This is a genomic window from Sphingomonas sp. Root710 (genome assembly GCF_001429065.1).
In the GTDB taxonomy this organism is placed as follows: Bacteria; Pseudomonadota; Alphaproteobacteria; order Sphingomonadales; family Sphingomonadaceae; genus Rhizorhabdus.
Genome location: NZ_LMIB01000001.1, coordinates 203,399 through 218,141, shown reverse-complemented (window position 1 = coordinate 218,141; position 14,743 = coordinate 203,399). Strand labels below are relative to the sequence as shown.

General features: G+C 65.3%; 12 protein-coding genes. 5 read left to right on the top strand and 7 right to left on the bottom strand.

Annotated features, from left to right (window positions below; all coding sequences use genetic code 11):
• Position 1: 1 nt before the first annotated feature.
• Positions 2 to 1,036 (bottom strand): polysaccharide biosynthesis protein, encoded by a 1,035-nt coding sequence (locus ASE00_RS01030; protein WP_056377032.1) that lies wholly within the window; start codon positions 1,034 to 1,036, stop codon positions 2 to 4.
• 15 nt (positions 1,037 to 1,051) lie between these two features.
• The gene (locus ASE00_RS01025) at positions 1,052 to 3,598 is read right to left on the bottom strand and encodes a tetratricopeptide repeat protein (RefSeq protein WP_056377029.1); all 2,547 of its coding nucleotides are present in this window, start codon (positions 3,596 to 3,598) and stop codon (positions 1,052 to 1,054) included.
• 136 nt (positions 3,599 to 3,734) lie between these two features.
• Between ASE00_RS01025 and ASE00_RS01020 the strand changes: the two genes are divergently transcribed.
• Entirely contained in the window at positions 3,735 to 4,481 is a 747-nt protein-coding gene (locus tag ASE00_RS01020; RefSeq protein WP_082594383.1) for a hypothetical protein, read from the top strand.
• Positions 4,482 to 4,484: 3 nt separating this feature from the next.
• On the opposite strand, the gene ASE00_RS01015 is transcribed toward ASE00_RS01020, so the two are convergent.
• Positions 4,485 to 5,558, bottom strand: coding sequence for an MBL fold metallo-hydrolase (locus tag ASE00_RS01015; RefSeq protein WP_056377027.1), 1,074 nt, complete (start codon positions 5,556 to 5,558; stop codon positions 4,485 to 4,487).
• 34 nt (positions 5,559 to 5,592) lie between these two features.
• On the opposite strand from ASE00_RS01015, the gene ASE00_RS01010 reads away from it, so the two are divergent.
• Positions 5,593 to 6,786 carry a serine hydrolase domain-containing protein gene (locus tag ASE00_RS01010; RefSeq protein ID WP_056379163.1) on the top strand — a complete coding sequence of 398 codons (1,194 nt, stop codon included), beginning with the start codon at positions 5,593 to 5,595 and terminating at the stop codon, positions 6,784 to 6,786.
• Here the strand turns inward: ASE00_RS01010 and ASE00_RS01005 are convergent.
• Positions 6,776 to 7,042, bottom strand: coding sequence for a hypothetical protein (locus ASE00_RS01005; protein ID WP_056377025.1), 267 nt, complete (start codon positions 7,040 to 7,042; stop codon positions 6,776 to 6,778). The two genes, ASE00_RS01010 and ASE00_RS01005, sit on opposite strands and share 11 nt — an antisense overlap.
• 69 nt (positions 7,043 to 7,111) lie before the next feature.
• Positions 7,112 to 8,635 (bottom strand): fumarate hydratase, encoded by a 1,524-nt coding sequence (locus ASE00_RS01000; RefSeq protein ID WP_056377022.1) that lies wholly within the window; start codon positions 8,633 to 8,635, stop codon positions 7,112 to 7,114.
• Between the two features lie 204 nt (positions 8,636 to 8,839).
• On the opposite strand from ASE00_RS01000, the gene egtD reads away from it, so the two are divergent.
• Positions 8,840 to 9,793 (top strand): L-histidine N(alpha)-methyltransferase, encoded by a 954-nt coding sequence (egtD, locus tag ASE00_RS00995; RefSeq protein WP_056379160.1) that lies wholly within the window; start codon positions 8,840 to 8,842, stop codon positions 9,791 to 9,793.
• Positions 9,790 to 10,995, top strand: a complete 1,206-nt coding sequence (egtB, locus tag ASE00_RS00990) for an ergothioneine biosynthesis protein EgtB (protein ID WP_056377020.1) — start codon at positions 9,790 to 9,792, stop codon at positions 10,993 to 10,995. Before egtD ends, egtB begins: the two co-directional genes overlap by 4 nt.
• A gap of 148 nt (positions 10,996 to 11,143) precedes the next feature.
• Here egtB and wecB read toward each other — a convergent pair whose 3' ends face one another.
• A complete protein-coding gene (gene wecB, locus ASE00_RS00985; RefSeq protein ID WP_056377018.1) occupies positions 11,144 to 12,247 on the bottom strand; it encodes a non-hydrolyzing UDP-N-acetylglucosamine 2-epimerase in 1,104 nt (367 codons plus the stop codon).
• Between the two features lie 11 nt (positions 12,248 to 12,258).
• On the bottom strand, positions 12,259 to 13,227 hold the full coding sequence (locus tag ASE00_RS00980; protein ID WP_056377016.1) for a cation diffusion facilitator family transporter: 969 nt from the start codon (positions 13,225 to 13,227) through the stop codon (positions 12,259 to 12,261).
• A 266-nt stretch (positions 13,228 to 13,493) separates the two neighbouring features.
• Between ASE00_RS00980 and ASE00_RS00975 the strand changes: the two genes are divergently transcribed.
• The gene (locus ASE00_RS00975; RefSeq protein ID WP_056377014.1) at positions 13,494 to 14,687 is read left to right on the top strand and encodes a type III PLP-dependent enzyme; all 1,194 of its coding nucleotides are present in this window, start codon (positions 13,494 to 13,496) and stop codon (positions 14,685 to 14,687) included.
• Positions 14,688 to 14,743 lie beyond the last annotated feature (56 nt).

Below are 14,743 nucleotides of genomic sequence, written 5' to 3'. Positions count from 1 at the left end.
GTCAGATCGCCGGTTCGGGAATGCGCCCGGCGAGGGCGTCGCGGATGAAGTCGAGCTGGAGCAGCAGCGCCTTCATCCCCTCCACATCGAGCCGCACCGCATTATGCGAGGTGTAATCCTCGCTCGACGTGATCTGGGTGTCGCCCTCTTCCAGATATTTGCCATAGTTGAGGTCGCGCTGATCGGCATTGATCCGGAAATAGGCGTCGAGATCGTCGGCGCGGGTGCGCTCCTCGCGGCTCAGCAGCGTCTCATGCTGCTTTTCGCCATGGCGCGTACCGATGACGTTGATCGGATGATCGGGCTTGCCGAACAGCTGGCAGATCGCGCGGGCGAGCGACTCCATTGTCACGGCGGGGGCCTTCTGGACAAAGAGATCGCCGGTCCGGCCATGCTCGAAAGCGTAGAGGACGAGGTCGACCGCCTCGTCGAGGGTCATCATGAAGCGGGTCATCGCGCCATCGGTGACGGTCAGCGGCTGGCCGTGGAGGATCTGATCGACGAACAGCGGGATTACCGAGCCGCGCGACGCCATGACGTTGCCATAACGGGTGCCGCAGATCGTCGTTCGCGCCGGATCGACTCCGCGAGACTTGGCGACGAACACCTTTTCCATCATCGCCTTGGAAATGCCCATCGCGTTGACCGGATAGACCGCCTTGTCGGTGCTAAGGCAGATCACCCGCCGCACGCCGTTCTGGATCGCCGCCTCCAGCACGTTGTCGGTGCCCATGACGTTGGTTTTCACCGCCTCCATCGGGTGAAACTCGCAGGACGGCACCTGCTTGAGCGCGGCCGCGTGGAAGAGATAGTCGACCCCGCGCATGACGTTCGTCACCGCCCCCGCATCGCGGACGTCACCCAGATGGAATTTCAGCTTGTCGCTGGCATAGGCCTTGCGCAGATCGTCCTGCTTCTTCTCGTCGCGGCTGAAGATGCGGATCTCGCGAACGTCGGTTTCCAGGAAGCGGCGCAGCACCGCCTTGCCGAAGGATCCGGTGCCGCCGGTGATCAGCAATATGCCATCTTTGAACACGATTATGCTGAGTCCTTATTGAACCGGGAGGCCCGGCACCCGGATATGATCGGGCTCCATCCCGTTCCAGAAACGGTCATAGGCCATTTCGAACGCGGTCTCGATATGCCTCGTGAAACGCGCGGAATCGAATAGCGGCATCGTCGTGCGGTTGTGGGCAAGGCGGTCGCGGATCTCCACAAGGCGGGCGGGATCGGTCGCCAGCTCCAGCGCCAGCCGCTGATAATCCTCACGCGTGGCCACCGCGAGCTCGGGCAGGCCGACGGCATGGACCACGCTCGCGCCGACGCGCGCCGCATAACCCTGCCCCGGCACGGTCAACACCGGCACGCCCGCCCACAAAGCGTCAGCCGCCGTCGCATGGGCGTTGCACTGGAAACAGTCGAGGAACAGGTCCGCCTGCCTGAGCCGCGCCAGATGCTCGGCATGCGGCATGCGACCGGCGAAGATCAGGCGGGTGGGATCGACGCCCCGGACGGCCGCCTCGCGCCGCAGATTGTCCTCGACGCGGGCATTGGCCTCGAACAGCCAGAGCACGCTGCCGTCGACCTTCGTCAGCAGCCGCATCCAGATGTCGAACTCCGCCGGAGTGATCTTGTGGCTGTTGTTGAACGAACAGAAGACGAAGCCCGTTGACGGGAGGCCCAGCTCGGTGCGCGAAGGCATTCGCCCGGCGATCTGGCGGCGATCGTCGTTCGCCTGATAGCTGTTGGGAAGATAGATGATCTTCTCGGCATAATGCGCCCGCGCACCTTCGGGGATCAGCATGTCATCGGCGACCAGATAGTCGACGAACGGCGCGCCCATCGTGCCCGGATAGCCCATATATTGCACCTGCACCGGCGCGGGACGCATTGAGAAGATCTCAGGCCGGGCATGCCCGGTATAGCCCATCAGATCGATCGCGACGTCGATCCCGTCCGCCCGCGCCAGACCGGCGATCTCGCGGCTGTTCAACCCGCTGACGTCGTGGAAGACGTCGAACGCCTCGATGAGCCGCTGGCGCATCGGCGAGGGCTGGTTGGGCCCGAAGCTGTAGGCATGGATCGAGAAGCGGCTGCGGTCGTGCAGCTCGAACAGGCGGGCCAGCTGGAACATCACTGCGTGATCATGGAACTCGGCGGAGAAATAGCCGATCCGGATCGGCCCGGCGCGCTGGGCCTTGCGCGGCGGGGCGGTGCCAATGGCGGGAAATTTCTCCGATGCATAGCGGGTCGCGCGCGCGTGCTGGAGCTGTGGAGAGTCGACCAGCCAGGTGAAGATCAGCGGGCTTACAGCCTGGCTGACCGCAAGCGCGCCGAGATCGGCCTTGTCGGGGCTGTCCCATTCGCACATCCGGGCGCGCTGATAGGCCAGTTGGGCGATGGCCCCGTCATGATCCGGGTTCAGCGCCGTCACACGGCGATAGCAATCCACCGCCTCGGCGAGCAGGCCCAGCTCCTGCAGGATGTTAGCCAGCGCATAGAGATGGTCCTGGTTGCCGGGATCGAGCGTCACCGCCTTGGCATAGCTTTCGGCGGCCTCCGGCGACCGGCCCAGCTTGAACAAGGCATGGCCGCGATTGCCATAGGCACGGGCATGGTTCGGGTCGCACGCGATCGCCCTGTCGCAGGCAACGATGGCCTCGTCGAGGCGAAGCATCTTCTCCAAGACTACCGCAAGATTATAATGCAGCTCGGCGACGCCGGGCTGAAGCTCGACCGCCTTGCTGGAGCTGGCATGGGCCTCGTCGAGACGGCCAAGCCCCAACAGGGCGTTGCCGAGGTTCGAATGCGCGTCGGCGAACTGCGGATTGAGGGCGATGGCACGACCATAGCTGTCGACCGCCTCCTCCAGCCGGCCGAGCTTCTGCAAGGCGTTGCCGCGATTGCTATGCGCGACGATATAGCTCGGCTGTAGCGCAATGGCCCGGTCATAGCCCTGCACTGCCTCGTCATGGCGCATCAGATCGTCGAGCAGATTGGCGCGGTTATAATGGATTTCCGGCACATCGGGCAGCAGGCGCAACGCGGCGTCATAGGCCGAGACCGCCTCGGTCAGGCGACCGACCTGCCGCAGCGCGATGCCGCGATTGCTGTGCGCCTGAGCATTGCCGGGGGCGATACGGATCGCCGCGTCGCAGCTCTCCAGCGCGTCGCCATGGCGCCCCAGGTTGATCAGCGCGCTGGCGCGGTTCGCATGAGCCTCGGCATAGCCGGGATTGAGACCGATCGCGCGATCATAGGCCGCTATCGCGGGTTCGAACTGGCCGGTTCCGGCGAAGATCGCGCCGGCGAGGTTATGAAGGTCGGGCTCCGAGGGATAGAGGTCTATCAGCAGGCGGACCTTGTCGAGCGCCTCCGCCAGCCGGCCCTGCTCATAGGCGACGAGCACCGCTTCCACCCCGCGCGCATAGGCCTTGGGGTCCTTGGGCGCGGTGAGCGCGCGGATACCGTCGAGCGCGCGCTTGTTGGCCGGAAAGCGTTCGAGCACGTTGCGATAGATCAGCTCCGCCTCGGCGATGCGGCCATTCGCGCTCAGCGACGCCGCTTTGCGCAAATACTGATCGACGCTCTGCTTCATGATGGGATGCCTTCAGGACAGGTCGGGACCCTCGCCGATTAGATCGACTTCCCTAAGATCGAATTAACTATGTTCATCAACCGTCCATGCACCATCGATAGACGTTCTGCCCGGCACCCTCTAAGGGCGGGATCGCATGCGCCGGGCGTTGACATCATGGCTGTCGGACCAGCCGCCCGGAACGGTCCGGCGTCGCACGATCAGCGTGGCCGCCATGGTCGGCGTTCACCTCCTCGCTGTCCTGATCGCCTTCCTGATGTCACCGCCCTTCGATCCGAAGAAGCTGGAGCCCGAACTGAAAAATTTCAGGCTGATGGCGCTGGCGGAAGAGGAGGTCGCGCCGAAGCCGAAGCCACGGGCCAGCGCGGCTGCGCAGCAGAAGCGAGTGGTGACCGAAACCCCGCCGCCACCGGAACAGCCGGTCGCCCTCCCCTCGCCGCTGGCGATGATGCTGGTCAGCCGCGACGTGTTCGCCGCCAGCGACATCTCGCGCATCCAGTCGCGCAGGGCGGAGGGCACGCCGAATATTGCGGACAACAGCAGCGCAGGCCATGACGATGGTCCCGGCGAGGGGCCCGGCGGCGAAAAGCTCTACGACCCCGACTGGTATCGAGAACCGACCGACGCCGAAATGGCCTATTATATGCCGAAGGGGTCGCCTCGCAGCGGCTGGGGCCTGATCGCGTGCCGCACGATCCCGGACTTTCGCGTCGACGATTGCCGCGAACTGGCCGAATCCCCGTCCGGATCGGGCATCGCCCGTGCGGTGCGGCAGGCCGCCTGGCAGTTCCGCGTCCGCCCACCCCGCATCGGCGGAAAACCGATCATCGGCGCCTGGGTCCGCATCCGCTTCGACATGACGGTGGGCATCGTCAAGAAATAGCTTTCAGGGCACCATCCAGCCCTGCCCCGGCTCAGTCGCGACGAACCGGTCCGGCGCGATGCCGGCAGCCTTTACGCTTTCCGCCAGTTCGACGCGCGGTGCGTCCGCGGATTCGTCGGTCAGCCGGAACGTCCCCCAATGCACGCCGAGCGCGTGGCGCGCGCCAAGCGTCCGGAACACCGACACCGCCTGTTGCGGATCGATATGGTGGCCGCCGAATATCTCGCGCGGATGATAGGCGCCGATCGGCAGCAGCGCCAAGCGGAAAGGCCCGTGGCGCGCCGCCAGACGCGGCCATGCGCCATCGCCGATGCCGGTATCGCCCGCGAAGAAGATATTGCCGCCCGGCAGGGTTACGGTGAAGCCGCTCCATAGGGCGCGGTTGCGGTCCGATCCCCAGCGTGCACCCCAGTGATGGACGCGCTCGACGATCACCGAGACGCCGGGCTTGACGGGTACGATACCGTCCCAGTCGCGCGCCACCGCATCGATGCCGCGATCCTTCAGGATGGTCTCGTTGCCAAGGCTGGTGACGATCAGCGGACGGTCGCGCGCCCACAGCCGCTCGAGCGTCGGCAGGTCCATATGGTCGTAATGGTTGTGACTTACCAGAACGACATCGATCTTCGGCAGATCCTCGAACCGCACCCCCGGCGCACGCGCCCGCTTCGGCCCGAAGCGGTTCCACGGCCCGGCGACATCCGACCAGACCGGATCGGTGAGGATGTTGAGCCCCTGGGTCTGCACCAGCGCGGTTGCATGCCCGACCCAGGTGACGCGCATCGCGTCACCCTCGACCCGCGCGGGCGGCCTGGCCGGGTGCACCGGGATCGTCTCGGGCCATCCCGGAGCGCGCCGCCCGGTTATCATCGCCCATAGCCGCGGCAGGATGAACCCGCGGGGAACACCGGCGGAGTCGCCTTCGGGATTGAAAAAGCGCTCGCCGTTGAAATGACCGCTGGCGGGCCCCCGATAATAGGTGCGATCGAGATAGAGCGGGCGAGCGAACCAGGCGACAGCCAACAGCACCAGCAATGCAACGGCGGTCCCCGCCGCCCAGATGGCCACCAGCTTCATTGCCTGTCCCTCGCTTCGCCGCCATGATGCGAGGATGCGCATTGCGGGCTTGCTGATTGTCCTGCTGTCATTCCTGGCACAGGACGCACGCGCCGATCCAGTGGTTCCGGCGGCGGTCCGCCTGTCGTTCGATCGCGCGGCGATTGGCGTGGCTGAGACCCGCGGCGTGGCCGACCGGCAGAGCGGACGGCCCGTCACCGCCGACGATCCGGTGCGGATCGCCTCGATCTCCAAGCTGGCGGTGGCGCTGGGGGTGATGCGGATGGTGGAGGCGGGGGAACTCGATCTCGACCGCGATGTCTCCGCCTATCTCGGCTGGCAGCTGCGCAATCCAGCTTTTCCCGACCCGCCGATCAGCCTGCGTCTGCTGCTGTCGCATCGTGCTTCGCTGACCGATGCCGCCGACTATGCCCTGCCCTTCGACATGTCGCTGCGCGAAAAGCTCGATGATCCCCGCGCCTGGGATGGAGAGCATTCGCCGGGCAGCTTCTTCCGCTACGCCAATCTCAACTTCCCCGTCATCGCTTCGGTGATGGAGCGGGTGAGCGGCGAGCGCTTCGACCGGCTGATGGCGCGGCTGGTGATCGATCCGCTGGGCCTGAAGGCCTGCTTCAACTGGGTAGCCTGCGACAATGCGACCATTGCCCGCGCGGTCACTCTCTACGGGGCGGACGGCACGCCGCTGCGCGACGACGATCATGGCCTCCGCCCCGCCTGCCCGATCGTGCCCGCGCAGGACGGCGGCTGCGACCTCAGCCGCTGGCGACCCGGCTTCAACGGCGCGAGCTTCTCGCCGCAGGGCGGCCTGCGCATCTCGATGCGCGACCTCGCCCGGATCGGCCAGATGCTGCTCAACCAAGGGCGTGTGAAGGGCAGACGCTTCCTGTCGCCCGGATCGGTCGACCTGCTGCTGACCCCGGTCTGGACCTATGATGGCCGCAACGGCGTGACCGGCGAAACGACGCCTGGGACCATCTGCCGCTATGGCCTGGCCAGCCAGACCCTCGCCACCGGCGCGGAAGGCTGCCGGGACGACCTGTTTGGCGACGGCGTGCCGCGGGTTGGCCATGCAGGCGAGGCTTACGGCCTTCGATCTGGCTTATGGATAGACCGCGCGACGGGCTCCGGCACTGTATATTTCGTGACCGCCGTGGATGACGACGCAGCTCTTGGCCAGCATTCGGCCTTTACCCGCGTTGAAGAAACGATCGCTGCCGTCAGGCGCTGACGGCGGCGATCTTGGCTCCGCCGAGACCGCCTGCGCAATCACCCTTACCGCCCTCCGGCCGCGCACGGCCCATCGTCCAGTTGCCGTCCATGCGCACCTGAGGGTTGGGCGCGCACCATATCTCACCGCTATCGTTCAGCGCCGTGACCCAGATGAGATTATGTTCCTGGCCATAGTCGATCACGGCTATGGCATAGCCCTTCCCCTTGCCGAGGACGGACAGGGGAATCGGCGGGTTCAACTGGGTGAACGACATGACGCAAGGCTACTCCGGAAGAATAGCCGATCAACGTTGCGTCAGCTCCGTCGTTCCCAGCCCTGAGGGTCAAACCCCTTCGAGCAGCTTCTCGCGGGCGATCTTCTCGCGCCACACCAGCGGGGCGGTGTGGTGGACGCTCTCGCCGGTCGCGTCGACCGCGACCGTCACCGGCATGTCCTTCACGTCGAACTCGTAGATCGCTTCCATGCCGAGATCGTGGAAGCCGACGACCTGCGCGCCCTTGATCGCGCGGGCGACCAGATAGGCCGCGCCGCCGACTGCCATCAGATAGGCGGCCTTGTGCTTCTTGATCGACTCGATCGCCGCCGGCCCGCGCTCGGCCTTGCCGACCATCGCGATCAGCCCGGTCTTCTCGAGCATCATGTCGGTGAACTTGTCCATGCGGGTCGCGGTGGTCGGGCCCGCCGGGCCAACGACCTCGTCGCGCACCGGATCGACCGGGCCGACATAATAGATCACCCGGCCCTTGAACTCGACCGGCAGTTCCTCGCCCTTGGCCAGCATGTCCTGGATGCGCTTGTGCGCGGCGTCGCGCCCGGTGAGCATCTTGCCGTTCAGCAGCAGCCGGTCGCCCGGCTTCCAGCTTGCCACCACCTCGGGCGTCAGCGTGTCGAGATCGACACGGATCGATTCCTTCGACGGCGCCCATTCGACCTTGGGCCATTCGTCGAGGTTCGGCGGATCGAGGAAGGCCGGGCCCGAGCCGTCGAGATGGAAATGCGCGTGGCGGGTCGCCGCGCAGTTGGGGATCATCGCGACCGGCTTCGACGCAGCGTGCGTCGGATAGTCCATGATCTTGACGTCGAGGATAGTCGAAAGCCCGCCAAGCCCCTGCGCGCCGATGCCGAGCGCGTTGACCTTGTCGAAGATTTCGATGCGCAGCTTCTCGATATCGTTTTGCGGTCCCCGCGCCTTGAGCTGGGCCATGTCGATATCGCCCATCAGCGATTCCTTGGCCATCGTCATCGCCTTCTCGGCGGTGCCGCCGATGCCGATGCCCAGCATGCCGGGCGGGCACCAGCCCGCGCCCATCTTCGGGATCATCTCGAGCACCCAGTCGACGATCGACTCGCTGGGGTTGAGCATCGCGAACTTCGACTTGTTCTCCGAACCGCCGCCCTTGGCCGCGACCGCGACCTCGACATGATGGCCGGGCACCATTTCGACGTTCATCACCGACGGCGTGTTGTCCTTGGTGTTGACGCGGCTGAAGGCGGGATCCTTCAGGATCGAGGCGCGCAACCGGTTCTCGGGGTGGAGATAGGCACGGCGGACGCCTTCATCGACGACCTCCTGCAGGCTGCGCTCGCTGTCGAGCATGCACTGCTGCCCCCATTTGATGAAGACGGTGACGATGCCAGTGTCCTGGCAGATCGGGCGATGCCCCTCGGCGCACATCCGGCTGTTGGTCAGGATCTGGGCGATCGCGTCCTTGGCTGCGGGGCCCTGCTCGACCTCATAGGCCGCGCCGAGCGCCTTGATGTAATCCATCGGATGATAATAGCTGATATACTGAAGCGCGTCAGCGACGCTCTCTATCAGATCGGCTTCCTTGATGATGACGGTCATGGCCCCGGCTCCGGATTGCTGCCCCTATGCGGTGCCCATAGACCCGAAAGCGTGCGGCGGTCAGCCGAAAAAAGCGCCTCGGGCGACGCCACGGCGCATTTCCGCATGTCGATCATCGTGATCATAGCGGCCTGCGGCGATACAGAACGAAACTCGCTGTCCTGGCGCGCGTTGATGCACCGCAACGGCGGGAGCTTCCCAAATATGGAACATATAGTCGCAGAGACTTCGAGCGACTTCGCGCAGGCGGTGCTTGCCGGTCTGGGTCAGCCCCGGAAGACGATCCCGGCGCGTTTCTTCTATGACGAGGCCGGTTCGGCGCTGTTCGAGGATATCACCCGTCTTCCGGAATATTATCCGACCCGCATCGAAACCGAATTGTTGCGGCGCCATGGTATGGAGATCGCCGATCTGGTCGGCCGCGGCCGGCCGCTTATCGAGTTCGGGTCCGGCTCTTCGGCCAAGACCCCGCTCATGCTCGAAGCGCTGGAGACACCGGTTTACGTCCCGATCGACATTTCCGGGGATTTCCTTGCGGCCTCCGCCGCGGCGCTGGCGCAGGCCCACCGGCAGGTTCGGGTCCATCCGATCGCCGGCGATTTTACCGGACCGCTGCGCCTGCCGGTATTGGCGCGGCCGCTGGTAGGCTTCTTTCCGGGATCGACGCTCGGCAACTTCCCCCATGCCGCAGCGGTCGACCTGCTGCGGTCCTTCCGGGGCACTCTCGGCGCGCGCGCCTGGCTGATCATCGGCATCGACACACGCAAGGAAGCGGCGATCCTCGAAGCCGCCTATGACGACGCGAGTGGCGTGACCGCAGCTTTCAACCTCAACCTTCTTCACCGCGTGAACCGCGAACTCGGCGGAACGATCGACGTAGATTCATTCGCTCATCGCGCGCTATGGAACGATGCCGTCGGTCGCGTCGAGATGCACCTGGTCGCTACCCGGCCAATGCGGTTCCGGGCTGCCGGAAGTGTGTTCGAGATGGCCGAGGGCGAGAGCATCCACACCGAGAACAGTTACAAATACACAGCCGAAGAGACGCGGCTTCTCGCACGAACCGCTGGCTGGCAGCCGGTCAAGAGCTGGTTCGATGCCGATCAGCAGTTTGGGCTGCATCTGTGGTCGGCGCCCGAAACCATACTCGAACCATGAAGCTCGTCCATCATTCGTCGGCGAACGAACCCGGGACGCCTTCGCTTGCTGAGCGCTACCGTGCCGTCCGCCGGCATAGCGAACGGCTTGCCGCCCCGCTGTCGGCCGAGGATTGCCAGCTTCAATCGATGCCCGACGCCAGTCCGGTCAAATGGCATCTGGCGCATATTAGCTGGTTCTTCGAAACATTCCTGCTGATCCCGCATCTGCGCGGCTACCAACCTCTCGACCCAGCCTACGCAACCTTGTTCAATTCCTATTATGTCGGCGTAGGCGATCGGCACCCGCGGGCCGGCCGCGGCATGATCTCACGCCCCTCCCTCGAACAGGTCATGGAGTATCGGCGCCATGTCGATCAGGCGATGGCCCGGCTCATCGGAGACGGCGTCGAGGACTTCGAGGCATTGGTCGAACTCGGCCTGCAACATGAGCAGCAGCATCAGGAACTGATCCTGATGGATATACAGCATGCCTTGTCCGAAAGTCCGGGAGGCCCGGTATACGCCGCCGATGCCCCCCACCCAATCGCCGCCTCTGACGCGACAGGCTGGTCATATGTAACCGGCGGCCTGCACGAGATCGGCGATGCCGGTGGCGGCTTCGCCTTCGACAATGAAGGGCCTCGACACCGCGTTTGGCTGGAGGATTTCGAGATAGCGCGCGCCCTGGTGACGACAGGCGACTATCTCGCCTTCATGGGCGACGGCGGTTACGACCGGCCGGAATTGTGGTTGTCGGACGGTTGGGCGATGGCGCAGAGCGAGCGCTGGGAGGCCCCGCTATACTGGCGAAAGGACGGCGGAGCGTGGACGCGCTTCTCGCTTCGCGGTCGGATGCCCATCGATCCCGCCGAACCCGTTCTCCACCTGAGCTATTATGAGGCCGACGCCTATGCACGCTGGCGCGGTGCCCGCCTGCCTCGCGAAGAGGAGTGGGAAATCGCTGCGTCGCTTCCGGGACTGGTGCAACGCGACGACAGCGGTTGGCAATGGACCGCCTCACCCTATGTCGGCTATCCCGGCTACCGGGCGCCCGACGGAGCGATCGGCGAGTATAACGGCAAATTCATGGTCAATCAGATCGTGTTGCGCGGCGGCTGCCTCGCCACGCCGCCGGGCCACGCGCGCCTGACCTATCGCAACTTCTATCCCCCCGCAGCGCGGTGGATGTTATCGGCTATCCGCCTCGCCCGAGACGTTTGAGGTCTAGGGCGTATCGACATTCAGCTCATACCGCCTGCAAATGGCAGTTTCCCGCGCTTCCGGTGCTCACGTACATTTGAGTACGCTGCGCTCCGGGTCACAGAAAACTACCATTTTCGGCTCGATCTGAACTGAATGTCGATCCGCCCTAGGGCCGCTCGGTCGTCCGCCGCCGCAGATCCTCGACACAACGCCCCGCCGTCTTGCCGTCCCAATATCCGGGCCGCTTGCGATCCTGCTTCGGCTGGGCGAGCGCGGCGATCAGGCGTTCGAGCAACTTATCCGCATTCACCAACTGGGCTGTGCCTTCGCTGATCGTGATCGGCCGCTCGGTATTCTCGCGCAGCGTCAGACAAGGAATGCCGAGATAGGTGGTCTCCTCCTGGATGCCGCCCGAGTCGGTGATCACCGCCGCGGCCCCCGCGACCAGGCTCATGAAGCGGACATAGGCGGCCGGGCCGACCAGCTTGACCCCCGCCGTCTCCAGCCGGGCCATGCCCGCATCGCCCAGCCGCTGCTTGGTGCGCGGATGGACCGGGAAGATCAGCGGCAGATGCGCCTGCGCCGCGATCAGCGCCGCGACGAGGCGGTCGAGCTGCTCGGGCACGTCGACATTGGACGGGCGGTGGAGCGTCACCACGCCATAGCCGCCCGGCGCATAGCCGAGCTCGCCCGGATAGTCGGCAGCCTCGATCGCGGGGCGGACCAGCTCATAGCTGTCCATCATGATGTTGCCGACGCGGGTGATCCGCTCGGGCGGAATGCCCTCGGCGATCAGGTTGGCGTCGGCATCGGCCGACGGGGTCCACAGCACGTCAGCCAGAACGTCGGTGACGAGCCGGTTGAGTTCTTCCGGCATGTCGCGGTCGCGGCTGCGCAGGCCCGCTTCGAGATGGACGATCGGGATCCGCAGCTTTCCTGCCGCCATCGACGCCGCCGCGGTCGAATTGACGTCGCCGACGACGATCAGCCAGTCGGGCCGCTCCTCCATCGCCAGCTTCTCATAGGCGATCATCACCTTGCCGGTCTGTTCGGCATGGCTGCCCGATCCGATGCCGAGATGATGGTCGGGCGCGGGCAGGCCGAGATCGGCGAAGATATCGTCGGACATCGCCGCATCATAATGCTGGCCGGTGTGGACGATCACCGGACGGAAATCGCTGGTCGCCTTGAGCGCGTGCCAAAGCGGCGCGACCTTCATGAAATTTGGACGCGCCGCGGCGATAAGATGGACGAGGGCAACCTTGGGCATTTCCGCTCCGGTCAATGATGGTGATCGGCGTGCGCCGCCGGGGTGCAATCGCGTGTTTCGTCGGCGCAGGCGCCCTGCTCTATCTGGAAGGTCGAGTGGCCGATCCGGAACTCGTCGCGCATCAGCTGGGCGCTGCGCGCAAGGAAGGCATCCTGCGACCCGCCTTCGGGCATGAGCAGATGCGCGGTCAGTGCAACCTCGGTGGTGCTGGTCGGCCAGATATGGACATGATGAACCGCCGCTACGCCAGGCAGACTGGCGAGCCGCGCGGTGACCGCGGCGGGATCGATACCGCCCGGCACGCCGTTGAGCGACATCGTCAGCGAGTCGCGGAACAGGCTCCAGGTCCCGGCGACGATCACCATGACGATGACCAGGCTGATCGCCGGATCGATCCACAGCAGTCCGGTCTGCGCGACGAGGAGCCCGGCGAGGACGACGCCGGCGGATACACCCGCATCGGCCGCCATGTGCAGGAAGGCGCCTCGGATGTTGATGTCGTCCTTGCCGCCGCGCAGGAACAGCAGCGCGGTGCCGAGATTGATGACGATGCCGATCGCCGCCACCGCCATCATCGTACCGCTCTCGATCGGCGCGGGATGAAAGAAACGCTGGATCGCACCGAGCGCGATCGCCCCGCAGGCGACCAGCAGAAACACGGCGTTGAACAGCGCGGCAAGGATCGACGATCCCCGCAGTCCATAGGTGAAGCGCTTGCTGGCGGGCCGTTTCGACAGCGCATAGGCCGCCCAGGCCATCAGCAGGCCGAGCACGTCCGACAGGTTGTGCCCCGCATCGGCGATCAGCGCGAGCGAGCCTGATACGAATCCCGCCCCGCCTTCGACGACCACGAAGCCGAGGTTGAGCGCGACACCCAGCGCGAAAGCCCTGCCGAACTCGGCAGGCGCATGGGAATGCCCATGAGCGCCATGGCCATGATCATGGGCGTGGCCCGCCGGGTGATGATGATGATCCGCCATTGTCCTAGCCAAGCCATAGCGTTCGGCCAAAGGCAAGGCCGCTTCCCGATTCGCGCCGATTCGCGCCGTAACGATGCCGTTGCGTCCGCTCGTCTCGTCATCGTTTTCGCCCGTTTTCAGGGCGCTCCGGGCACCACGGGGGACAGGCTGCGGATCGAAACTTTACATCGGGGTTTCAGCACCATATATCCGCGCCTCCGCTGCCCCATGGGACTTCCACCGCAAGGCAGCTTACTTGCCAACGTTACACCCGGAGGTCCCTTGAGTTGCACAAGCATCATAGCGCGCTGGGGCTAGCTGCGTCCCTTCGGCCGGTTCAGCCGGTCACGCTCCTTCGTCCCCACGCCGCTGCGCGGGCCGCCCGGTTCTTCGTCGAGAAGTTCCAGGGACGCTCGATGTATGCGGTCAAGGCGAATCCGTCGCCCGACCTGATCCAGATCCTCTGGGACAGCGGCATCACGCATTATGACGTGGCGTCGATTGCCGAAGTGCGCCTGGTCGCCGGAATCCTGCCGGACGCGGTCCTGTGCTTCATGCACCCGGTCAAGGCCGAGGAAGCGATCGCCGAGGCCTATTTCGACCATGGCGTCCGCACCTTCTCGCTCGACTCGATCGAGGAGCTGGAGAAGATCGAGCGCGCCACGAAGGGCGCGACCGACCTGAACTTGTGCGTCCGGATGCGTGTCTCGTCGGACATGTCGAAGCTCAGCCTCGCGTCGAAGTTCGGCGTCGAGCAGAGCGAGGCCCGCGAGCTGCTGCAGCGCACTCGCCAGGTCGCCGATGCTCTTGGCATCTGCTTCCATGTCGGCAGCCAGGCGATGAGCCCGTCGGCCTATGTCCAGGCGATGGAGCGCGTCCGCGCGGCGATCGTCGCGGCGGCGGTCACCGTCGACATCATCGATGTCGGCGGCGGTTTCCCTTCGGTCTATCCAGGGATGGAACCGCCCGCGCTCGAAGCCTATTTCGCGGCGATCCACCAGATGTTCGAAAGCCTGCCGATCAGCTATTCGGCGGAGCTGTGGTGCGAACCGGGCCGCGCGCTGTGCGCCGAATATGCCAGCCTGCTGGTCCGTGTCGAGCGCCGCCGCGGCGACGAGCTGTACATCAACGACGGCGCCTATGGCGCGCTGTTCGATGCGGCGCACATCGGCTGGCGCTTCCCGGTCAAGCTGCTGCGCGAGCCCGACTCGAACGTACGCGACATGGCATTCAGCTTCTACGGCCCGACCTGCGACGACATGGATCGCATGGCCGGCCCGTTCATGCTGCCCGCCGATGTCGGCCCCGGCGACTATATCGAAATCGGCATGCTCGGCGCCTATGGCTGCGCGATGCGCACCGGCTTCAACGGCTTCACCGCCGGTGAGCGGGTCATCATGTCGGACGAGCCGATGGCGAGCCTGTATCTGGGCGAGGATGAGGATCGCGAAGCGGTTCCGTCGAACGTCATCAAGCTGTAAGGGCAACCCCACAAATAACCGTCATGCTGGCGGAGGCCGGCATCTCGCGAGGCAAG

Excerpts from the sequence above, each read along its gene's own strand:
- ASE00_RS01025 (WP_056377029.1), bottom strand. The coding sequence starts at position 3,598 with ATGAAGCAGAGCGTCGATCAGTATTTGCGCAAAGCGGCGTCGCTGAGC.
- ASE00_RS01020 (WP_082594383.1), top strand. The coding sequence starts at position 3,735 with ATGCGCCGGGCGTTGACATCATGGCTGTCGGACCAGCCGCCCGGAACG.
- ASE00_RS01015 (WP_056377027.1), bottom strand. The coding sequence starts at position 5,558 with ATGAAGCTGGTGGCCATCTGGGCGGCGGGGACCGCCGTTGCATTGCTG.
- ASE00_RS01010 (WP_056379163.1), top strand. The coding sequence starts at position 5,593 with ATGCGCATTGCGGGCTTGCTGATTGTCCTGCTGTCATTCCTGGCACAG.
- ASE00_RS01005 (WP_056377025.1), bottom strand. The coding sequence starts at position 7,042 with ATGTCGTTCACCCAGTTGAACCCGCCGATTCCCCTGTCCGTCCTCGGC.
- ASE00_RS01000 (WP_056377022.1), bottom strand. The coding sequence starts at position 8,635 with ATGACCGTCATCATCAAGGAAGCCGATCTGATAGAGAGCGTCGCTGAC.
- egtD (WP_056379160.1), top strand. The coding sequence starts at position 8,840 with ATGGAACATATAGTCGCAGAGACTTCGAGCGACTTCGCGCAGGCGGTG.
- egtB (WP_056377020.1), top strand. The coding sequence starts at position 9,790 with ATGAAGCTCGTCCATCATTCGTCGGCGAACGAACCCGGGACGCCTTCG.
- wecB (WP_056377018.1), bottom strand. The coding sequence starts at position 12,247 with ATGCCCAAGGTTGCCCTCGTCCATCTTATCGCCGCGGCGCGTCCAAAT.
- ASE00_RS00980 (WP_056377016.1), bottom strand. The coding sequence starts at position 13,227 with ATGGCGGATCATCATCATCACCCGGCGGGCCACGCCCATGATCATGGC.